Source organism: Liquorilactobacillus nagelii DSM 13675 (assembly GCF_019444005.1).
GTDB classification, from domain to species: domain Bacteria; phylum Bacillota; class Bacilli; order Lactobacillales; family Lactobacillaceae; genus Liquorilactobacillus; species Liquorilactobacillus nagelii.
On sequence record NZ_CP049304.1, the window covers coordinates 1,273,315 to 1,295,414 of the forward strand.

Sequence of the window (22,100 nt, forward strand, 5' to 3'; positions counted from 1 at the left end):
TAACTATATTAATATCATTTAGCAAAATATACGCGCAACTTTTACTATTTTATAAAAAATACACTTCATTTTTTTATAACTACAATGCCAATACATATCAAGTCTAAGCTGTAAATAATACCTAACTTTTACTTAAACAACTTCTGCCATTTCATCAGCCAAATCATAAATTGCACCACGTAAACTATTCCGATATTTGATTTTATGCAGGTTTTGAATTTTTTCATCAATCGCCAGTTCTTGATATCCGACACTTGCTTTAGCAATAATAGTGCGAATTTGACCGGTATCATCTAAGTCTTGTTGACCGTAGCGATGGCGACTAAACATCTCACGCATCTGCGCACTTGTGATAATGTCCGTAATGCCCCGTTTGTTGCGAAAGTCTAGTAAGACGCGATCAAGACTAATATTATTTGCTTGTTGGATGATCGACTCACTATCTTTCAAATTAGCTGGGTAGGTAAAATCAGATCCAACTGGCGGAAAATGCCCTTTGATGATGGCAACGGCCGCATTATTAATCTTCGTGGCATAGTTACGGTCATCAAGTCCGTTAGCAAACTGCTTGATTTTCTCATGCGTGGTCTTAGCCTCTTCGTGTTTGCCTTCGTGTACTTGATTCAACAATTTTTCAACTAACTCAGTCAAGTAGTCATAGTCAATTTTAACATCTTTAACATGCGTCATTCGCAATTCAATTTGGTATACCGGAATTTTCTTTTTTTTGGAAATACGTGTTTTTAACTCGTTAGTCAAAACTGTTGTTAACATTGTTTCTTGTTCAGAAGTCATCCCCAGTTTTTCAACTAATTCATCTGGATTATCGTAGTTAAAACCAAATTTTTCTCCATCAACTTCCTTGGGATCATACTGCTTCAACTTCGCCATCCCAGTATTATACTCATGCAGTAAATCCAACATATGATCTTGTTGCTTTTCTGAAGGTGGTAATTGGACAAAATTCTGTGTCATATTAGAAAGATTAGCTATGGTTTCTTTAACTTTTCTAAACACATCTTCAAATTTCGGAGCAGTAATGCCATCCTTAACATTTTGTTTACTGCGTTCTTCATCAGATAGATTAGCAGAATCTTTATTAGCATAGACGGCTAGTGCTTGATTCATTAGTTTCTCATTTTGAGCTGGCCAGCGATAATTGATAATCCGCCCCCATGATTTCTCTTGCATATCTGCAATTCGGTTAGTGCGTGAATATGCTTGAATAAGCCCAGCACCTTTTAGTGTACGATCAACATAAAGTGTATTTAATTCAGGCGCATCAAACCCTGTCAAAAGTTGGTCGACCACAATCACAATGTCCAAAAAATTACCATCAGTTGCCGACTTATTAAGTCGTGCTGTCACATCTTGCGTATAGCCTGCAACATCATCCATCCCAAATGCCGTTCCAAATTCGCTATTATAGGCCGTAATAGCATCATACAATCCTTGGTTTGTCGCTAACATACTATCATTATTTGATGTGTTCTGACTGAATGTAACAGCAACCTTTAGCGTTTGTCCGCCATTTTTGCGATTAATTGCATTCACTCGCTGAAATTCTTTAAAGTACATCATGGCCATTGGTGTACTTGCTTTGCCACCACCTACATGAGTTGTGAACAAAGCATTGTATTTACCCTCAATTGACCGATTGCGCCAATTTTTAAAAATATCCGCAACCACCAGTTGGACATGTTGGGGATTCTCATCATAAAAACTTGGTTCAACCGCATCATCCATATCATTTTGCGAAAGATTGTCAATCTTATTTTTAATTTGCTCATCATCCCATTGTGGATATCGTTTTCGATAAAAGTTCGGCAAATATTCTGCTTTCATTTGTTGTTCATCAATCGTTGTTTCAAAATCGACTTTAAATCCTAATACATTTCGATCTGCAATTGCTTCTCGAATAGTATACGCGTGCAATAATGGGCCAAAAATATCTGCAGTACGCAAACCTTTAGTCGTTTCATCAAACATTGGTGTTCCAGTATAACCGACCCACGCAGATTTCTTAAATGCTTTTTGGATACCGCTAAATGAATCACCACCAGTCGAACGGTGTGCTTCATCAACAATAAACACAATGTTTTTATCTGGTGACTTGAAATTCTTACGCTTAACCAGTGTGTCCAGCTTTTGAACAGAAGTTATAATAATGTTATTATCTTTACTTTTCAAGCGCCGGCTAAGCTCGGTTGTTTTTTTTGTATCTTGCACACTTCCTAATGAATCATCACTTCCATCTGGATCATAAGCCGCGTAATTTTCATACGTTTGCTTAGTCAAGGCAATCCGGTCTACCACAAAAACTACCTTATCAATTTTAGGCATCCGACTGGCAAGCCAAGCTGTCTTAAAACTTGTGATTGTTTTACCCGAACCAGTTGTATGCCAAATATAACCAACTTTATTGGTTCCAAATTCAAAGTCAACTTTTTTCAAACTCTCAATAACATTTTGGGTTGCATAAACTTGATAGGGACGCATAACTTTAAGCATTTGTTTGTTCTTGGTACCATCTAAAATCATATAGTTAGTTGCCATTTGATGAGCCATTGGAATCGACAGCATTGAGTCGGCGAATTCTCGCCAGTTACGAACTATCGAATTATCACTTTTACGTTGCCAGTTAAAGGCAAAATCCTTATTGAATTTATCTGACGTTGTATTTGCCATATACTTCACGTTATTTGGTGTGATCGCCACTAAAATTTGCAGTGTTGAAAAAATATCACGATATTGATTTTCATCTATATATTGATGCATTTGGTTTAATGCGTCATTTATATCATGCGTATCACGTTTTTCTTCTATTTGAATGATTGGCAAACCATTTATTAATAGTGTGGTGTCAAAACGCCGCTCTTGTTTACCCGTAATAACGGCCGGCCGCTTAATCTGATTGACCACTTGATAAACTGTATCTCCCGCACCAATCTGCTTTTGGTCAAAAACCGTTAAGAATACATGGCGCCCATCATCCAAATCAATTTCAATTTGCGAAACGCCATTCAAACCATAAAGAAATTGGCCAGCCTGGTATGGTGTTTGAATATCAGAAATTAGCTTTTTTACTTGATTAAACTCAACAACCGATAGCGGATGATCAAGTGTACTTTGATTATGCTGTTCCAAAATTGCTTTAAAATTCTCCCAAAGCTGGTCAGTTGTTTTGATTTGTGGTTCATATTTCCATAATTTAGTTTTTATCACATAATCAGTAGCACTCTCTTGGACAGTAAAATCTCCAATCCCCGCCAAATGCTCTGGCTTAGTAATCGTTCCACTAGTAATATATTGAATTAATTCCGTTTCGAACTGATTCTCATTCATGCTGCCTTACCTCCTGTAATTTTGCTAATCTTAATATCGTCTCATTTTTTGCCACACGTTCTTGCAACGCTTGCAAGTGCAACTGCTTTAGGTAGATATTTCCAATTATTTGTTGCTTCTCAATCGTAGGCAATGGAGGAAGTTTTAATTCACGAATCTGTTTCACGGTATATTTAAGCACCATCGATCCCTGTAAGCCCATTCGAAATTGACGAGCAATTATTTTATCTTCATTTAGCAAGTAAACCAAGAAATCACTAACAAGTTCATTAGTTGTTTCAAGTACTACATAGTTCTGTGTAAACAAATATCCTTCGTGCTCACTGGTTACAATTCCCGCATAACCAGATACCAAACTAAAAATTATATTTCCTTCTTTGAGGGTAGCTACATCATCCAAAGTTCTGATTTGTTTATTTTCTGTTTCTTTTGTTACTATGCCCTTTAGATCATCTTCCAAATCCGTTTGACTATAAAATTTATAGATCGGTGCAGCTTGAGACGTGGATTCCTCTATCCGAAATTGTGGTGAACCAACATTTAGTTTTACAAAATTAGTCAATCGCACATTCGTCACCGTGCCTTTTTAAAATTACATAATTTATGATAAACATACTATATCAAATTATAATTCAAAAATCAATGGTCTTCATTGTGTTTTTTTAAAATTACAAATTTACTGTTTTTCGGAGCTTTGAAAATTCACAACAATAAAAGATTCTGAGTTGGTTTTTTTGTCAATGTAAGTAATAATATTAATGCTCATGCTAGATATTTCTTAGATGCGCAAAAAAAGAGTGGATTTCTCCACTCCATAAAAAGCCTTATTTTTTGGGGTCCCATCACTTTCCGAATAGAAAGTGACCCGTTTTTCGTTAAAATTAAACTCGTTTCAAGTAAGGGCTCAACATACTTAACAAACCGATTGTTTGACTTGGAAAAGCAAAAACAGCCTGATTCAATTTGCTCAAGGTTAGCTTTTGGCTGATAATCATTGTCAAAAAGTTAATTAATTCTGGCGCTTCATCCCCGTAAACACTTGCTCCTACCAAATAATGCTCTTGATCAAAAATCAAAGTTGCTTCTGCAGCAGGTTCATTTTTAGTTTGAAAACGCAGTCGCGCTCCATAAGGAATTGTCACTACTTGGTAATCTTCTGCGGCTGCCTGAGCTGAAGTAACTCCAACTTGAGCAATTCGCGGCAAGGTAAAAATTACACTGGCAACCACTGGATACTGAATTGGCGCAGTTGTTTGACCAGCCAGCAAAGCTGCCAAATAATTTGATTCAAAAGTAGCTGTTGGTGTCAATTTAGGAATTCTTTTAGCAATAACATCACCACTGGCATAAATATGTTCAACGTTTGTTTGTAAATGATCATCAACTAAGATCCCGGTTTTATCAAATTTAACACCAACTTTATCTAAAGCCAATTCTTCAACATTGGGGATTCGGCCAGTTCCAGCAACTACATAATCCGTTGTAACTTTCAAACCATTAGCAGTCGTAACTACTAAACGTGAGCCTTGCTTGACAACACTTTGAACAGCTTCATTAAAATGCAGTTCAATTCCGAGATCACGCATTCGCTGCAAAATCTGCTCAACGTATTTTTCTTCAACACCGCGTAAAGCCGTGTCTGCAAATTCAATCACTGTCACCTGCGCTCCGGCAGCTCGCACTAGCATCGCAAATTCTAACGAAACAATTCCAGCACCAATAAAAGTTAAATGTTTAGGCAATTCCGGCAAATCTAAAAAGTCACGACTATCATGCATTAATTCTTTGCCCGGAATTGGTAAAATGCTTGGGCGCTGACCAGTTCCAATAATAATATCTTGGGCACTAATATTTTTTCCAGCCGCCGTAACTGTATGCTGATCAACAAATTCAGCTGTTCCATTGACAATTTCAATTCCAGCAGCTTTGAATTGCTGTTCCAGCAACAAATGAAGTGGATTAATAGTCTTTTGTTTATAAGCCATTAAAGCTGACCAATCAATTTTCAACTCACCAGTAATTCCTTTCCCCTGATAGGCAGCTGCTTGATGCAAAACATCAGCCGCTCCGTCCAATAAGATTTTGGCATTGCAGCCATAATTGGTGCAAGTTCCGGCAATCAAATCTTTTTCAATCAAAACAACTCTTTTGCCAGCTTTTCTTAAGGCTAGTGCAGCATGCCAATTTGCATGGCCACTTCCGATAAACATTACATCATAAGCATACTTAGTCATTATTTTCTCCTTTAATTTTCACTTTTTCCATCAAGCTCGCCCTGTTGCAAGACTTCTTCCAACCGCTGATTCAAAGCATGCGATTGCCTTAAAATATGTTCAAATTCGCTGGTAGAATTACCGATCAAACGAGTTTGTAATTTTTCAACTTGCCCGCGTAACTTACCAAATCTTTCAACAGCCATTGGCGTTAACTTTAAGATCCAGCGACGCCGATCTGCAGTTGAACGTTCTTTAATCAACCACTCTTTTTGAAGCAACTTTTGGGTAACCGGCGTCAGTGTGTTATTGTCCAGCCCTAATGTTTGACAAATATCAGCTAATGAACAATTAGGTTGTCGCTCAACGTTTAGTAAAACCATATATTGTAAATAAGTTAAACCATCAGCTTGCAATATCCAAGCATATAACTGATGAAAATATCGATTAGTTGTATAAACACTCAAACAAAGTTCATCATAAAAGTCGGCTGATTTTTTGATTAATACCCCTCCTTTAATTTTATAGGTCGTATACGATGTTTTAAATTTAGCATGCTTATTAAATAAAAGCAAGTTTTTTATTGTTTCAGCTGATTGCAACTGTATAGTTGCCAAATTAGCAATTTTAGAAACCGTTTACAGATTGACTATATTGTGATACATTGAGCTTGTAGTCAGTACTTATCTTTCGAAAAAGCTGGAGGTGGCTTAATTGAAAAAATATCGGGTAATTGTTTGGGGATTAGGCAATGTTGGACGAGCTGCAATTCGTATGATTCTGAATAGTCAACAATTGGAACTAGTTGGCGCCGTTGATGTTGATCCACAAAAGATTGGCAAAGACGCTGGGGAAATTTTTGGTTTTAAGAAATCCGGCATTACTGTTTCAGACCAGCTTGATGAAACCATTAAAGCCGTTCAAGCTGATGTTGTATTAGATTACACACCCCTGGTACGAGATGAAAAGGGCGGTTTTACTCCGAGTGCTCAAGATATTCTTCACGTTTTGCAACTTAAGCAAAATGTGATAACTACTTTACCAATTTACTTTTCACAAGCTACCGATCCACAAATGTTCCGTCAGATCGATGAAACTGCAAAAAAAAATAACGTCTCTTATTTACCTTCTGGTTTACTTCCAGGAGCATACGCTTCTTATCTTCCAGTAATCTTAGCTGGCATTATGGGTGAAGTCCAACAAATCACCGTTCAATCAGGTGAAGATGATCAAGAAAACACTTCAAGTTGGGTTAAAGTGTTTGGCTACGGAATGGACCCAGAAAAATTTCCGCATGAGCGCTTAACTCAAGGCATCGTTTCTTATTATGTATCTGGTGTCTATGAAATTGGACAACGTTTAGGTTACAAATTTGATGAAGTTAAGACTAAGCATGATTATTTTACTGCGCCAAAAGATTTACACCCAAAATTTGGAATTGTCAAAAAAGGAACTATCTACGGACACCGCTTTACAATGACCGGTCTGGTCGATGGGCAAGCAAAAGTTTCTTTAATCTATGTTCATAAAATTTGCGACAATGTGCTTAAGGAACCTCAGATTGATAACAAAATTCAAATCGACGGTATTCCAACAAAACTTGACATTACCATCAATGGTATGATGCCATTGGATGAAAGTTATGCAACCAGTGCTGCCCCAACCGTCAATGCTATCCCTCAAGTTGTTACTGGGCCAGCTGGTTATTTACAGGCTTTAGATTTACCGGCTATTACTCCAGTTATCTAACTTAATTGAAACAAAATTCACCGCTGAAACCTCAGTTGTTTTTGAATTATTCAAAAACAAACCTAGGTTTCTTTTTATTTTTCATTTTTTTAAATCTTCCACTAGTTTGTTTTACATACTAGCAGGAATATGTTATTCTACTAATATGTTAAGCAAACTAGTGCTGATATCCGTAAATAAAGAAGATGATTAATCATGGCTCAAGATATTTCCAGTCAAATTTTAAAAGGTATTTTACAAGGAGTAATGCTTTTGATTTTGGAACAACAACCTGAATACGGCTATGGGCTTAGCACTAAGCTCAATCACTATGGACTGGACAAAATTCCCAAAGGCACAATTTATCCTTTACTGACAACCATGGAAAAACGTGGATTGATTATAGGAAAAATTCAACCTTCGCCTGCTGGACCTGATCGAAAATATTATTTTATAACACCTGCCGGAACAGCTGCAAAAAATGAATTTGCTAATGAATGGCGACAACTTGAAAATGTTGTTAATCAACTACTAGATGAGGAGCTGAAACAATGAAAACATCCCAGTTAATCGAACAGAACAATCAATTACGCCAACAGCTAACACCCGAAAACGAAAAATTTTACAGTGATCTGCTAATTTATGTTCGCTTTAAAGGAATAACTCGTGATGAACACGCCATCGAATCTGCCTTACTAAATATTTTAAATGATGTAATCGATGCTCAAACAGATGGAATTGCAGCTGCAGATTACTTTGGCAAAAACACCCCAGAATTAGCAAATGATTTAATTAAGTCGATCCCCTTTAAACCATTTGAATTAGTTAAACTGCTATTAATCGTTATTGGAACATACTTTTTTGCCGTCTTTTTACCAGCCTTGGCTAGTCCAAAAAATCCGCTTGATTTGGGGAGTATTCTATTAGCAGGTGTCTATTTAACTTTAGCAATCTGCGGTATTTTTAAATATCTTAGCCGGACGATATATTCTTCAACCAATTTTTCAAAGAACAAAATTGTGAGATTTCTAGTTTTGTGGCTTTTATGTGTCTTGTTGATTGCCCCAATTTTTTTGATTAACATTTTTGTTCAAACCCCACTGCATTTTTATTTATCAGGTTGGATTGGTATCAGTGTGATTGTCAATTTTACAATTCTAGGCTTGATTTTGTTTGCCAAACAAACCAAAAAACAACTTAGTTGGCCATTTGTGATTTTCTTACTGGCAATAGCCTTCTTAGGAATTGCTATGCGATTACCGCTAATTGGCGAATATTTAACCACTACTCAATTAGGTCATTATCTGAGTGCCGGATTTTTAATAATCTTTTTGCTACTTTTTTGGTTAATGAGTTTCATGGCTGCCCGCAAATTAAAATAGCCTGAAAAAAAGCTGCTATCAGTCGAGTTATTTACTGATAAGCAGCTTTTGATTATTCGTTTTTCCATTCACTGGCAAATTTAGCATACACAACTAGATCACTAAACTGCTGTTTCTGATAAAGGTGTTCTTTAAGAACAGCCTCTTGTTTAAAACCCAAACGCTTGGCAACTGCTTGACTTGCTTGATTTTCACTGTCCGCTTGAATAATAACTTTATTCAGATTCCAACCGTTAAAAGCTGTTCGTAATAAACTTTTTACCGTTGCCGTCATAATTCCTTTGCCCTGATATTTACTAAAAAGCCAGTATCCGACTTCGGCTCGCCGATTTTCCCAATCAATATTATGTAAATCGGCCATACCAACGGCCACACCATTAACAACAATCGTCAATTCTAACAACTTATCCTGGGACATTTGTTCACGTGCATAATTAATAAACTTTTTTTCATTTTCAACTGTGGTAGTCGTTTTAGTCCAGGGCATCCAACGAGATAATTCCTGCCGATCGTGCTCAATAGCTTGAAAAAGCTCATCAGCCTGTTTTTGATCTGGCAAAGTCAACTTAACTTGATTATTTTCTAAAGCAAACTCCGTATAAGTAAACAATTTAATTTTCTCCTTTCTTAATTCAATGAAATAATTTAATTATATCAGAATTTGTTTCACTTATTTGTTGGGTTTTTGATAAGGCTTAAGTGAAACTACTGTACCAATTGAACTATATTTAATCCAACTTGCTGTCTTAAGCTCTGCCAAGTTTTTAGTTTGACCACTAATAATAATTCCGGAAAATTTTGCTTGTTTTAAAGTTTTATATTTTTTAGCATACCATTTAGCATACTTCAACATTGAAAAATGCTGAATTTCAAAATTACTGATCGAATTAGCGTGATGGTTAATGTCTTGGCGCAATTGTTGGAAATCGCTATTTGTTAGTTGCTCGTCATGTGCCTGCAACCCTAGATAGTTATTTGAAAAATCAGTTGCATCTCCTTGATTACTTGGCCCAATCCAATACCAATTAGTTTCAACATTTTGTGGAATCATTTTTTTAATTTGTTGATAAGTTAATGGATGATTAAATGTAATTGCAACTTCGGCCACTGAATTTTTGACTTGACCAATTTGTCTGATTTGATAAAATCCTTTAGTACTTTGATAATGGTGCTTAACATTAAAAAATACCGGAATCTTTTGCTGTGTTTTCCGATCATAGACTTGAGCTTGTCCAAAAATCTGTTTGGTTGTCGAATCAGTATCAGTTCCCGATGAATTAAGCGCATCTTCTTGATAATTATTCCAGTTGTAAGTTCCAGAAAGTGTTGACCAAGGCACCCGATAGCCATCAATTTCTTTATAACGATGACTAGTCACTGTTCCACCCCAAAAGGAGGTTGAACTTAAATAATTATCACTATTTTGAATATTAGGTGCCAATATCTCGGATCTTACTTCAAAAGCTTCCATCAGTTTCCAACTTTGTTTTCCTGCTAATGTTTGCGTAGTTTTATACAGCAGTGCCAGTATTAAAGGAACACAAATTATAATTAGGCCGATTGTCACCAGTACTCGTTTTATCTTAAGTTTGCGAATAACTCGCTTCATTTTATCCGTTTGATCATTCACTTTTCCAACCCCTTTTCATTAAGCGGCGCAATTTTCTTTTTACCCGATATAATCGCATTTTAACCGCTGCTTGACTCAAACTATTCTTTTCAGCAATTTTTTGGATACTATCTCGTTGCTGATAACGTTCTAAAATTAATTTTTGCTCGACCAAAGTCAATTTTTCTAAAGCGCCAAATAATCTTTGCTTATTTTTTATTGTTTCCGCGCAAAACACCGAATCATCAACTTCTTTTAACAAGGTTGGTCCAAAACGGTCAATAATTATTTTGGCTCGCTGCTGATGCCGGCGAAGGTCAATATAGTGTGACTTAGCCGCTTTTTTCAAATAAGCCTTCAATTGTAGCGGTGACAGTTCCAAGTCCATTTGCCAAGCTTTAATAAAAATATCTTGTGAAAGATCTTCCGCTTCAGTCTTTGTTGCTCCAAGCTTTTGCAAAAAAATAATTAATTCTGGAACAATATCCAATAAAACCTGTTCATACCTATTGACCTTCAAAACTTCTCCCCCCCTTCCAATTAGTAAACGCTCGACATCAACAAAAGTAACTTTTTTCTGTTATTTTTCTCTCAAGTTTAATTTAACATTTCAAGACAAAAAAAGTCCGGAACTTTTTGTCCCAGACTGGTTATATTTTCTAAAATGTTCGCTAACAGGTAGCTAGTTTAAAATGTTAATCCTTGTTAGCTAACCGTTGTTTTTCACATTTTCAAATAAGTTCTCTAAAAAATTATTTTTTATCTAATTGCATCGGGAGCATACAGTGGGTGAGCATCAGTTAAATCCTTAACTTGCTGAGCTACTTCCTGCAAAACGGCTTGGTCTTCTGCTGCACTCAAAACTTTAACAATCAATTCAGCTACTTGTCGTGCTTCGTTTTCCTTAAATCCTCGACTGGTAATCGCTGGGGTTCCTAAGCGGATGCCACTAGCTTTAAATGGACTAAGAGTTTCAAATGGAATTGTGTTTTTATTGACGGTAATGTGAACCGAATCTAAAACATTTTGTGCTTGTTTGCCATTTAAGCCAAAGCCACGAATATCAACCAACATCAAATGATTATCGGTCCCACCAGAAATAATGCGAGCTTTAGGATTGTCAGCAAAGACTTGTGCCATTGCTTGTGCATTTTTAATGATTTGCTGACTATAGGCTTTAAAGTCTGGTTGCAAAGCTTCATGAAAAGCTGCTGCTTTGCCCGCAATTACATGTTCCAATGGGCCACCTTGCAGGCCAGGGAAAATTGCACTATTAATTTTTTTGGCTAGTTGAGGATCATTAGTCAACAACATCCCGCCCCGTGGTCCACGTAAAGTTTTATGCGTAGTCGTCGTCGTGATATCTGCATATGGCACCGGGCTAGGATGCAGGCCTGCTGCTACTAAGCCAGCAATATGGGCCATATCGACCATTAACTTAGCCCCAACTGTATCAGCAATTTCACGAAACTTAGCAAAATCAATAATTCTTGAATAAGCACTCGCACCAGCTACAATCAATTTTGGTTGATATTTTTTAGCTAGTTCAGCAATTGCTGGATAATCAAGTTTTTCAGTTTGTTGATCAACACCATAAGCTACAAAATGATAAGTTCTCCCACTAAAATTAACTGGGGATCCATGAGTTAAATGACCACCAGCCGTCAAGTCCATCCCCATAACTGTGTCACCAGGTTCAATTAACGCCTGATAGGCTGCAGCATTAGCCTGTGAACCGGAATGAGGTTGAACATTAGCAAATTTAGCACCAAACAACTCCTTAGCCCGTTCAATTGCTAAACTTTCGACAACGTCTATGTACTCACAACCACCATAATAACGTTTGCCGGGATATCCTTCAGCATATTTATTGGTTAAAACACTTCCCTGAGCCGCCAGTACTGCTTTTGAAACAATGTTTTCAGAAGCAATCAGCTCCACATTAGCTTGCTGTCGTTCTTCTTCATGCTTAATTGCATCCCATAACGCTGGATCATCTTTTTTAAAATCCATGATATCTCACCCTCCTGCATTAAACTTACTAGCATTGTAACACAAGAAAGACATTAAAAACGTTGCTTTTAAACTGGATAAATATTTTTTTACTAACTAAACAACTTCTAACACATATTAATAGTCACTTTACGATAAATCAGTTATACTGCGATTGAGGTGATGAAAGTGGAACAAAAATTTATGTTTGATGATCAACTAATTGTTAATCGTTTAGGCTACGGAACTATGCAATTGCCAGGCAAAGGGGTTTGGGGACCAGCTGATGATCCGCAAAATGCGGTTAAAGTTATCGAAACCGTCATTGACCAGGGAGTTGACTTTATTGACACCGCTGATGCTTATGGCCCATTATTTGCCAATCTTTATTTACGGCAAGCTTTAAAAAATCGACCGGATAATCAGGTGATGGTTGCCACTAAAGTTGGCTTTACTCGTCAAGGACCCGGAAAGTGGATTGCTAATGGTCGCCCAGAATATTTACGCCAACAGGTTGAAATGAATTTATTTTCACTTGGACTAGACCATATCGACTTACTCCAATTGCATCGAATTGATCCCACAGTTCCCTTAGCAGAACAACTGGGTGTCTTAGCTGAAATGCAGCAAGAAGGCAAAATTAAACATATCGGGTTAAGTCAGGTTTCGGTTAAAGAATTAGAAAAAGCACAAAAATTCGTTCCAATTGTTTCAGTTCAAAATCGCTATAATTTAATTGATCGTCGCGATGAAGATGTTTTGAACTATGCTGAAAAACATCATCTAGCTTTTATTCCTTGGTTCCCACTGGCAACCGGAAAATTAACCAAGGGTGATTTACTAAGTTCAATCGCTGAAAAATACCAAGCCAGTCCAGCACAAATTGCCTTAGCTTGGTTATTAAAACGCAGTAACGTTATCTTACCGATCCCCGGTACTAAGTCCAGCGAACACGCTCTGCAAAACATCGCCGCAGCCAAAATCAAATTATCACTTGAGGATTTTAAAGCTTTATCAGCATTAAAGTAATCCACCAAAATTAAATATTCGAAATTAATATTTCTAAAAAGGCAAGCCATCTATTTTTAACAGAAGGCTTGCTTTTTATTAACGAAAATTAGACATTTTTTTAATTAAGCGAGCTACATTTTCTGCTGTCAATGAAATATCATGCTTCGCCTCACTCAAAGCCCGGGGCAAACTTTTAGCACCAACTGGCGTTGTAAAAATTGCATCAATACCCGTTTCTTGATAAATTTGCTCAATGCCTGGACCGATATTTCCAACCAAAGCGATTACGGGAGCTTGTGGAACAAGCTTTTTGGCTGCTTGGGCGACACCAAAAGGAGTTTTACCAAATTTCGTTTGCAAATCAATTTTACCTTCTCCGGTTAGCACAACATCAGCTTGTTGCAATTGATGTTTTAAACCCGTATACTCGATTACTAACTCTATTCCATGACACATTTTGGCCGCAGTAAATGCTAACAGCCCCGCTCCCAACCCGCCAGCGGCTCCAGCTCCGGGTAAGTTAGCAACCTCAACTCCTAAATCTTGCTTGATAATGGCTGCATAATGCTTCAACGCCAGATCTAGTTGCTCAGCAATTTCTATTGTCGCTCCTTTTTGCGGGCCAAATATATACGAGGCCCCTTGTGGCCCAACTAACGGGTTTGTCACATCCGAAGCAATCTTGATTTTCACCTGGTTTAAACGCGAATTGAGTGAACTAGCGTCAATTCTAGCTAACTGCTTCAATGCGGCACCGCCGTGAATCAGTTCTTGACCACGTTGATCTAATAAATGGCCGCCTAAAGCTTGAAACATCCCCGCACCGCCATCATTAGTTGCACTACCACCCAGTCCGATAATAATTTCCTTAACATCTTGCTTTAAAGCAGCCAAAATTAGTTCACCAGTGCCAAAAGTTGAGGTTAGTCTGGGGTCTCGCGTTTGATAATTGACATACTGTAAACCACTGGCCGCTGACATTTCAATCACTGCCGTCTGCCGGTTGCCTAAAATACCAAAATGGGCCATGATTGGATGACCCAATGGATCATGAACTTTAGCAGCCAACAGCTGCCCGTTGGTCGCATCTACTAACGATTGAACAGTTCCTTCCCCCCCATCAGCTTGTGGTACAACTTTAATTTCAGGTGTTTGGTTTAAAAAAACTCGCTTAATTCCAATAGCCATCGCATCGCCGGCTTGTTTAGCCGTCAACGATCCCTTGAACGAATCGGGTGCAATTACAAATTTCATATTTTCAATTCTCTCTCTTTTTCTCAATTTTGCTGATTTAGTCAATAATAGCTAGTTATTTGCCCCACAAAAAATTAATCAAATAGCGATTTACTTGTTGATTATTATGCAGCGCACTATGTTGGGCCTTTTTACCTTTAAGCTCAACTTCACGATAAGATTTACCGCGCTTTTTAACCAGATAAGCCAGTGAACGAGCTGAAGCAATCGTTACCCGGCCATCAGAATTGCTACCATCTTCAAGATTACCATACAAATTTAAAATTTCAGCTTGCTGGGGGTAATTTTGCCGTTGGTTAACTAAATAGCGATAATTCTCTGTTAAATATCGCGGTCGTCCATTGGCTGAAAGTGAATTTCGATTAGCTTGATCATCCAAACCGATAACCCCATTAAATGAACCTGCTAAAGCAACCTGCTTTGCTAACTGTGGCATCCCAGTTTGTAATTTACGATTTAAAATAAAATTCATAAAAGTTGTGTTGCCCATCGAATGAGCGACAAAATTATATTTTTTAAAATGATGAATCTTCATTTCTGCTAGAATAACTCGCCGAACCCAACTAGCAGTTGTTTGATAATTCCGATTGCGATTGCCGGCAAAGTTAATTTCAACAATTGGATTACGAGTTTTAGAATTCCAACCGCTACCGGTCAAAGTTACTTTCCCAGCGGTTGAAACATTGGCCCGCACAACAGTCGTCGCTGCCCCAGCCTTAACTGCGCTATCAGTCATTTGCTGTTCTGCTCGGTAACTACTGCCATAACCATGCAAAAAAAATGTTGGTGTTGCAGTTTGACGGTACTTTTCTTCTGCTTTTGAACGATAGCTTTGTAAGATTCCCATCACTACAACAACTAATAGCAGCACACCACCTAGCAACAACAGCCACTTCAGCTTTTTCTTCATTAACTCCACCCCGTCTACTCCATGATTTTCAGCTTGTTTTACCATTATCTTAGAACTTTAACTGACAAATTTCCATTCATCTTAACTTAAGAAAAAGATAAACCGCCAACTTTTTTTAAAGTTGACGGCTTAAGAAATTTTTCCAGCTTAATTTTTTAATTTTCGAGCAATTTCACTACCAGCTATCCGTCCGGAATTAATCGCAAAACCCATTGAATTTCCTGGAAGCGTAAAGTTATAACTATCAGCATAAATCGTATTAGCATCAGTTCCTGCACTGTACAAACCGGCAATTGGCTGCTGCTGATCATTTAGGACCTCACAATTAGAATTAATTCGAACACCACCAACTGTTCCATAAGCTCCTTGGTAATACTTTCCAACCAGAAAACCACCTTTGCCTGTCAACGGATGCAAAAACTTAGCCGATTTATAAAACAAAGTATCCTTACCATGAGCACACATCTGATTATATTCAGTCAAAGTTTGTTGTAACTTTTCTACTGGTATTTTCAGTTTATCTGCTAATTCTGAAACACTGTCAGCCGTAATAATTGCATCATAGTGATTTTCTGCGGCTTTGGTAATTTCTTTTTCTAATACTTGAAAACCATCTGCTGGATGAACAATATCAACAATATCTGGGCCTTGTTGCTGGTATTGCTGCAGAATTTCACGATCCATAATGCAATAGGCATACTTCCCTGGCTGCAAAGCAATTGCATTTCCCGTAAAAGTAGTGTTTCCCATCATTCCTTCATTCATAAACCGATCACCATTTTGATTCAAAAGCAAGTTTGGCTGACGCAATACCCCATCAGCAATCATATAGTTAAAATTATGTGGTAAAACATAAATTGCCTCAATGCTAATTCCAAATTTTTGGGCACCGGCTTTCCACATCATTTTCAGCCCATCGCCTTCAATTCCCGGAACATTGAACGTAAAAAAGTTTTGATTTAGCTTCAAATTAAGTTCAGCTTGCAACATTTGGGGATTTGAACCAAAACCACCGGTACAAACAACCACAGCTGAAGACCGGGCAGTGATTTTTTGCCGTTGTTTAGTTGTTGCCTGAATGCCGACAACCCTTCCTTGTTCAACCACTAAATTATCGACTGCCGTCTGCAAATAAAACTCTACTCCTAATTTTTTAGCTCGTTGGGTCATTTTTTTCATCATAGTTGCTGCTGCGCTTGGACCAATCTTACCATGTTCCGGTTGAACAATATGCCAGGTGGCTGCCGATTCTTTGAAGTAACGGAATGCTCCCGCAAATTTGACTCCCATTTCTTCTAACCAATCAATCGTCTGGCTTGATAAGCTAAAGTATCGCTGCACCAAAGCCTCATCAACCTGATAGTGGGTATACTCCATTTGATTTTTTAAAGCTTCCGCAACCGTAATCTCATTAAATACGCGCCGCTGAATTTTCGTATCAATTCCTAATGGTCCCATTCCCATATTGGCTGTTCCGCCAGTAATTGCTTCTTTTTCAAAAACCGCAACTCGCAACCCTTTTTCAGCAGCTGTTATTGCCGCCGCCAAGCCAGCTGGACCAGCAGCTACAACTATCACATCAGTTGAGAATTCCAGTGGTTCTTGAGAAATAAATTCCGGTTGACCGCCAGCTTGATATAAGGCGTTGTTAACTGCTTCCATAATTGCCTGAGAAGAAACAGTTGCTCCACTGACAACATCCACTTTCGTTGATTGACTAGCTAAAATTTTTGTTGGAATTTCTTTCACCGCCAAATCAGGAAACTGTTCAGTTCCATGTTGATCTAAAACTTCAACTTTAACTATTTTCCCGCGAATAATTTCAACTTCGACTCGATAAACTCCATGCATCCCCTGACCAGTTCCAACATAACGTCCATCTGTTAATTTTTTCATTTAAAACGCCTCCTTGTTAATTATTTCACTTACCCTAAAAAGTATTATACGCGCTTTTTCATCCAGACATAAGCAAAAAATCATTACAAATTAACTAGTTGATTGTTCAGTCTTAAACTTAATCTCTAGTCTAAGCTATATCTGAAAAAAATGTTAAAATAAAGTTAATTAAGCTTAAAAGAGGTGAAATCAAGTGTCAACAGCTGAAAATCCAGGCAAAGAAGTTAATCATAAAAATCAACGGATGCGTTTATTAGAGATTGTCCGAGTAATTCGAGCACACGATTTTATTCGTAACTTTTTAAAACAACAACATCCCGAAGAAATTCGCGCTGCTTTTGAAGAACTGGGGCCCACTTTTATCAAAGCCGGTCAGTTGTTGTCAACTCGACCCGATTTAGTTTCACCAACATTTATTAAAGAATTCAGCAAATTACAAGATAATGTTCCAGTAGACGATTTTGCTAGCGTTGAAAAAACTTTTGAGACTCAGACCGGTCAAAAGATCCGCGACGTCTTTGCCAGTTTCACTAAAAAGCCTTTTGCTTCAGCATCCATTGGGCAAACTCATCAAGCTACTTTAAAAGACGGTACAGCAGTTGTTGTTAAAGTTCAGCATCCACAAGTTGAAGAATTGGTGACCACTGACCTGTCTTTGTTCAATCAAGCTTTACGATTGGTAAAATTTGTCCCTGACATTAGTGTAATCAATCCAACTGAAGTTTTTGATGAGGTCCGCCGTTCACTACTTAGTGAAATTAATACTGAAAATGAAATCAAAAATGGTCAAGAGTTTTATTGGCTGAATAATCACCAAGGAATTTTTCTAGTTCCTAAAATCTATCCAAAATACTCAACCCAAAAAATACTAGTATGTTCCGCAATGCCAGGTAACAGTATCAAAGAATTCGCCGATCATCCACTTAGTAAAGATGCTGCTAAATCAGTCGAACAAAAAAAGCAACGCACCTACCTGGCACGTGCTTTAGTTGAAAATTTTATCAAACAAGTTTTTGTTGATCATTTTTTCCATGCCGACCCTCATCCGGGAAATATTTTGTTTTGGAAAATTCCAGAATTTTCAGCACATATTCCGGAATTTCCTTATCAATTTCCCACTAATTTACCAAATTATCGTTTAATTTATTTGGACTTTGGGATGATGGGCCGCTTGTCTCCAAATCTAGCTGATGGGATCGCTAATGTTGTCTTAGCTTTGAATACCAAGGAGCCTCGTTCAATTGGTCAAGCTTTACTGGCAATCTGTAACCGAACCGGTGAAGTCGACCAAGAAGAATTTTATGATCAATTGTCAATTTTTCTCGCTCCCTACCTTAACAGCGGACTCGGTGAAATTGACTTTTCGACCTTAATTTACAGTGTGATTAAACTTTGCCGCCAAAATAACCTGCAAGCCAAGCCGGAAGTAACTTTATTAGTAAAAGCTTTTGGCCTGCTAGAAGGTTTAGTCGCTCAATTGGATCCCAACTTATCACTAATGGATGTTGCTCGACCTTTTGGTAAAAAATACCTTCGCCAAAAATTTAATTTTAAGCATGAAGCTGAAGATACGCTAGTAAATCTTTTTCAAGCAGCTCAGTCAGCTCCCAAGTTACCAATAAAAGCCGAAAAGGTCTTGGACTTGTTGCTGCAAGGTCAAGGGCGAATGAATATTCGCTATAAAGGTCAAGATTCTTTATTAAATCGGGTTGAGCAGCTTATCAATCGTTTAATGATCACAATTATCTTAGCTGCCATCATCCTCAGTTCTTCCTTATTGGTTCAAGGCAGTGCTGGTCATCCAGCAATCTATAACATTGGTGTCACCGGTTATTTAATTTCATTTGTGATTATTATTCTGTTAATTTTAGACGAATTGCGGCGTCATTTTAAACACAAAAAATAAGTTCCTATTGCTTGCAGTTTTTTTAAAATGATTTAATAAAAAAAGAGCTTTATAGTTAATTATCAAGTTTAATTAACTATAAAGTTCTTTTTATTAATTAGATTAGTCTACAAAATTAGTTGTAATTCGCTTAATTGTTGGCTGGCGAGCAGTTAAAGGTTCCGCAGTTTGTCCAACTGCTAACGAAAAACAAGGCTTGAATCCAGTTGGAATTCCTATTTTTTGACTTAACTTCTGATCTTTAGCCAATCCCAGCGTAATTGCACCTAAGATGTCACAACTTGCCAAACCAAGTTCAGTTGCTATCAGAGCCATATTTTCAACGATTCCACCAACACTCAATAATTCCATTGCTCCCGGATCTTTGGCTGAAACAATAATAACCGTTGGCGCACCATAATATGGCTGTTGCTGGCTAAAAGATTCAAGCTGCTTTATTATGGCCGGCGACTGAACTACCGTCAAATGAAAATTCTCATATTGTCCCATTCCGACTGGAGCAGCATTAGCAGCCTGCAAAAGTTGCTGTACTTGTGCTGAAGTTAATTGAGTGCTAGGATACTGCCGAACTGCCTGTCGTGTTAAAAGTGTTTTCATTGTTTCCATCTTAAAAATCCTCCTTTACAATTAAACGTTTTCAGCTGCATTATACCATAGTTATTTCAACTATTTGCCAAGTATTAAAAATTCTTTAATGGTAAAGAATGGTTGACCAAATATTCAATTAATGGTTGATTTGCTGGTGGCCAATCAAATTCAACTAGTTCTGCTGGTACCAGCCATTTAAATTGGCTGGCGGCGGTTAACTTAATGTCTGCGCTAAGCATTTTTACATAATAAAATTGCAATTTAACCTGGCCATATGAATAATCGTAATTTATTGGTGACATTACCAGCGGACCAATCTTTGTCTTAATCCCCAACTCTTCATCTAATTCCCGGGTTAAAGCAGCTTTAGCTGTTTCACCACGCTTTATTTTACCGCCGGGAAATTCCCAATAATTACCCCAAACACGATTTGGCTTGCGTTTAGTTGCTAAAATTTCACCTTCTTGATTAATTATTATTCCAGCAACAACATTGATTATCTTTATTTTTGCCATTTGACATCCTCAAACCTTCATATTTGCAACTAATTTTTCATACGGTTTAATTAACTTTTGGAGCTGTAGTTTGGGCAAATATTTCCATTGCCATTATAATCATAAGCACAGTTACTTATTTTTTGAACAATTTGCCCGCAAAATTTCTAAACCCAAAAAAGACTAGGTAAATTGAGTTATGTTGCTCAATTTAAAACCTAATCCTTTTTTGTTGCTTATACTTACCTTTAATAATTTTACTGTTTGACAATTATTTTAGTAAAAATTCGCGATCGCCAACCGGATCTTGTGAGGTCAAAATTTTGGGGCCATCCTCGGTAATTGCCAAAGTATGTTCATACTGCGCTGATAAACTGTGATCAGCAGATATATAATATTCCCAACCCGTTTCCGGAACAACCTTAGTCTCTAATCCCCAATCACCGCCAGCATTCACCATGGGTTCAATAGTAATCACCATCCCCGGCCGCAATCGTAATCCATGATGAGCAATTCCATAATGATAAATTTCTGGGTCTTCATGGACTGACGGCCCAATCCCATGACCAATCAATTCACGGACATCACCCATGTGATTTTGATTTTCGACATAATCTTGAATAGCTGCTCCAATATCACCAACCCGATTGCCCGGTTGTGCTTGTTTGATCCCAAGATATAAAGCTGTATGCGTAACCTCCATCAAATGATCAATTTCTGGAGTTGATTCACCAACAACATAAGTCCAAGCCGAATCACTTTGGTAACCATGCCAATTAACACAGAAATCAACTTTAACAACATCATGATTTTTTAATTTTAAACCCTTGCGTGGTGTTGCATGAGCTACTTCTTCATTAATACTGATACATGTCGCATATTTGTAACCGTCAACTCCCTTTTCAGAAGCTGTTGCTCCGTGAGCTTGAATGTAGTTATCAATCAACTGTTCAATTTCCCAAGTATCCATACCTACATGCAACTTAGGTTTCAGCATCTGATGGGCTGCTGCCAGAATAGATCCGGAATGTGCCATACCTTCAATTTCGCGTTTTGATTTTAAAGTAAGCAAAAAAAGTCTCCCTTGTCTAAATTTTAGCTTCAATTCTATTATACTCTTTTAACCAGAAGCTGGTTGAGTGGTTTCACACCAACCAGCTGTCACTAAATTCCAAGCTTTTTTGGATTGCTGTGAAACATATGGATTTCCGGTAACGAAAAAGCGCAGCGGCTTTTCAGTCCACGAGCCCCGATGGCTAACACCTATTCGTGGCCCGCAAGTAATTTTTTGCGGCGAGCGTTCGTCTACTAACGTCAAATGCAAAGCGCCTGTATTTAACATTGTCTGATTTAAGCGACGATCAGTAATCCCTAACGCCTGCGTTAACTTTCCTGGACCATTAGTCAAAGAAACACCGGTTTGATGTCGATGGTATTCCATCAACCGTTGTCCAGCAGCTGGTTCAATTCCCCGCAATAAAATGCCTTGGGGGATTCCAACTGGCTGAGTAATAAAGTTCAGCATCATCCAACCACGCAAGGAAAAAATGTAAATCATTCCTGGTGGTCCATACAAAGCTTCATTAGCAGGACTGCGATGTCCTTGATACGCATGAGCTGTCGAATCTAATTGGCCTAAATAAGCTTCAGTTTCAACAATCCAGCCACTCAAATCACCCTGTGGTGTCTGATAAATTAATTTTTTACCCAAAAGTTGCTGGGCAATTGTTGCCGTTGTTTTACCACTGAAAAATTCACGTAGTTTCATTAAC

Annotated in this window: 20 protein-coding genes; 5 read left to right on the forward strand and 15 right to left on the reverse strand. The window is 37.8% G+C overall.

Annotated elements, in window-relative coordinates; all coding sequences use genetic code 11:
* Positions 1–132 precede the first annotated feature (132 nt).
* The 4 genes from G6O73_RS06560 to G6O73_RS06575 all read right to left on the reverse strand — a co-directional run bounded on the left by G6O73_RS06560 (position 133) and on the right by G6O73_RS06575 (position 6,175).
* A complete protein-coding gene (locus G6O73_RS06560; RefSeq protein ID WP_057886247.1) occupies positions 133–3,345 on the reverse strand; it encodes a type I restriction endonuclease subunit R in 3,213 nt (1,070 codons plus the stop codon).
* Entirely contained in the window at positions 3,338–3,913 is a 576-nt protein-coding gene (locus G6O73_RS06565) for a restriction endonuclease subunit S (RefSeq protein ID WP_057886443.1), read from the reverse strand. The genes G6O73_RS06560 and G6O73_RS06565 overlap by 8 nt, the downstream gene beginning before the upstream one ends.
* A 313-nt stretch (positions 3,914–4,226) precedes the next feature.
* Positions 4,227–5,579 (reverse strand): dihydrolipoyl dehydrogenase family protein, encoded by a 1,353-nt coding sequence (locus G6O73_RS06570; protein WP_057886248.1) that lies wholly within the window; start codon positions 5,577–5,579, stop codon positions 4,227–4,229.
* A gap of 11 nt (positions 5,580–5,590) precedes the next feature.
* Entirely contained in the window at positions 5,591–6,175 is a 585-nt protein-coding gene (locus G6O73_RS06575; RefSeq protein WP_157056702.1) for a MarR family winged helix-turn-helix transcriptional regulator, read from the reverse strand.
* Between the two features lie 97 nt (positions 6,176–6,272).
* Here G6O73_RS06575 and G6O73_RS06580 point away from each other — a divergent pair, with 97 nt between their 5' ends.
* The 3 genes from G6O73_RS06580 to G6O73_RS06590 all read left to right on the forward strand — a co-directional run bounded on the left by G6O73_RS06580 (position 6,273) and on the right by G6O73_RS06590 (position 8,668).
* Positions 6,273–7,307: a hypothetical protein gene (locus G6O73_RS06580; RefSeq protein WP_057886250.1), complete on the forward strand. Its 1,035-nt coding sequence runs from the start codon at positions 6,273–6,275 to the stop codon at positions 7,305–7,307.
* 195 nt (positions 7,308–7,502) lie between these two features.
* Entirely contained in the window at positions 7,503–7,841 is a 339-nt protein-coding gene (locus G6O73_RS06585; RefSeq protein ID WP_057886251.1) for a PadR family transcriptional regulator, read from the forward strand.
* The gene (locus G6O73_RS06590; RefSeq protein WP_057886252.1) at positions 7,838–8,668 is read left to right on the forward strand and encodes a DUF1129 domain-containing protein; all 831 of its coding nucleotides are present in this window, start codon (positions 7,838–7,840) and stop codon (positions 8,666–8,668) included. Before G6O73_RS06585 ends, G6O73_RS06590 begins: the two co-directional genes overlap by 4 nt.
* A 52-nt stretch (positions 8,669–8,720) precedes the next feature.
* On the opposite strand, the gene G6O73_RS06595 is transcribed toward G6O73_RS06590, so the two are convergent.
* From G6O73_RS06595 to glyA, 4 genes are all read right to left on the reverse strand, one after another.
* Positions 8,721–9,278, reverse strand: a complete 558-nt coding sequence (locus G6O73_RS06595; protein ID WP_057886253.1) for a GNAT family N-acetyltransferase — start codon at positions 9,276–9,278, stop codon at positions 8,721–8,723.
* A 60-nt stretch (positions 9,279–9,338) separates the two neighbouring features.
* Positions 9,339–10,298 carry an anti sigma factor C-terminal domain-containing protein gene (locus tag G6O73_RS06600; RefSeq protein ID WP_057886254.1) on the reverse strand — a complete coding sequence of 320 codons (960 nt, stop codon included), beginning with the start codon at positions 10,296–10,298 and terminating at the stop codon, positions 9,339–9,341.
* On the reverse strand, positions 10,291–10,797 hold the full coding sequence (locus G6O73_RS06605) for an RNA polymerase sigma factor (RefSeq protein WP_057886255.1): 507 nt from the start codon (positions 10,795–10,797) through the stop codon (positions 10,291–10,293). Before G6O73_RS06605 ends, G6O73_RS06600 begins: the two co-directional genes overlap by 8 nt.
* A gap of 239 nt (positions 10,798–11,036) precedes the next feature.
* Positions 11,037–12,290: a serine hydroxymethyltransferase gene (glyA, locus tag G6O73_RS06610; RefSeq protein ID WP_057886256.1), complete on the reverse strand. Its 1,254-nt coding sequence runs from the start codon at positions 12,288–12,290 to the stop codon at positions 11,037–11,039.
* Between the two features lie 162 nt (positions 12,291–12,452).
* On the opposite strand from glyA, the gene G6O73_RS06615 reads away from it, so the two are divergent.
* A complete protein-coding gene (locus G6O73_RS06615; protein WP_187327511.1) occupies positions 12,453–13,298 on the forward strand; it encodes an aldo/keto reductase in 846 nt (281 codons plus the stop codon).
* A 78-nt stretch (positions 13,299–13,376) separates the two neighbouring features.
* On the opposite strand, the gene G6O73_RS06620 is transcribed toward G6O73_RS06615, so the two are convergent.
* From G6O73_RS06620 to G6O73_RS06630, 3 genes are all read right to left on the reverse strand, one after another.
* Positions 13,377–14,534, reverse strand: a complete 1,158-nt coding sequence (locus G6O73_RS06620) for a glycerate kinase family protein (protein ID WP_057886258.1) — start codon at positions 14,532–14,534, stop codon at positions 13,377–13,379.
* Positions 14,535–14,589: 55 nt separating this feature from the next.
* Complete coding sequence (locus G6O73_RS06625; RefSeq protein WP_057886259.1) at positions 14,590–15,489, reverse strand: alpha/beta hydrolase; 900 nt, start codon at positions 15,487–15,489, stop codon at positions 14,590–14,592.
* Positions 15,490–15,591: 102 nt separating this feature from the next.
* A complete protein-coding gene (locus G6O73_RS06630) occupies positions 15,592–17,340 on the reverse strand; it encodes an FAD-dependent oxidoreductase (RefSeq protein ID WP_057886260.1) in 1,749 nt (582 codons plus the stop codon).
* A 244-nt stretch (positions 17,341–17,584) separates the two neighbouring features.
* On the opposite strand from G6O73_RS06630, the gene G6O73_RS06635 reads away from it, so the two are divergent.
* The gene (locus G6O73_RS06635; protein WP_057886444.1) at positions 17,585–19,246 is read left to right on the forward strand and encodes an ABC1 kinase family protein; all 1,662 of its coding nucleotides are present in this window, start codon (positions 17,585–17,587) and stop codon (positions 19,244–19,246) included.
* Between the two features lie 102 nt (positions 19,247–19,348).
* Here G6O73_RS06635 and G6O73_RS06640 read toward each other — a convergent pair whose 3' ends face one another.
* The 4 genes from G6O73_RS06640 to G6O73_RS06655 all read right to left on the reverse strand — a co-directional run bounded on the left by G6O73_RS06640 (position 19,349) and on the right by G6O73_RS06655 (position 22,096).
* Positions 19,349–19,852: a nitroreductase family protein gene (locus tag G6O73_RS06640; protein ID WP_057886261.1), complete on the reverse strand. Its 504-nt coding sequence runs from the start codon at positions 19,850–19,852 to the stop codon at positions 19,349–19,351.
* Between the two features lie 74 nt (positions 19,853–19,926).
* Positions 19,927–20,349, reverse strand: a complete 423-nt coding sequence (gene mutT / locus G6O73_RS06645) for an 8-oxo-dGTP diphosphatase MutT (RefSeq protein WP_057886262.1) — start codon at positions 20,347–20,349, stop codon at positions 19,927–19,929.
* A 250-nt stretch (positions 20,350–20,599) separates the two neighbouring features.
* Positions 20,600–21,400: a type I methionyl aminopeptidase gene (gene map, locus G6O73_RS06650; protein ID WP_057886263.1), complete on the reverse strand. Its 801-nt coding sequence runs from the start codon at positions 21,398–21,400 to the stop codon at positions 20,600–20,602.
* A gap of 48 nt (positions 21,401–21,448) precedes the next feature.
* A complete protein-coding gene (locus G6O73_RS06655; protein ID WP_057886264.1) occupies positions 21,449–22,096 on the reverse strand; it encodes a DNA-3-methyladenine glycosylase in 648 nt (215 codons plus the stop codon).
* Between the last annotated feature and the right edge of the window lie 4 nt (positions 22,097–22,100).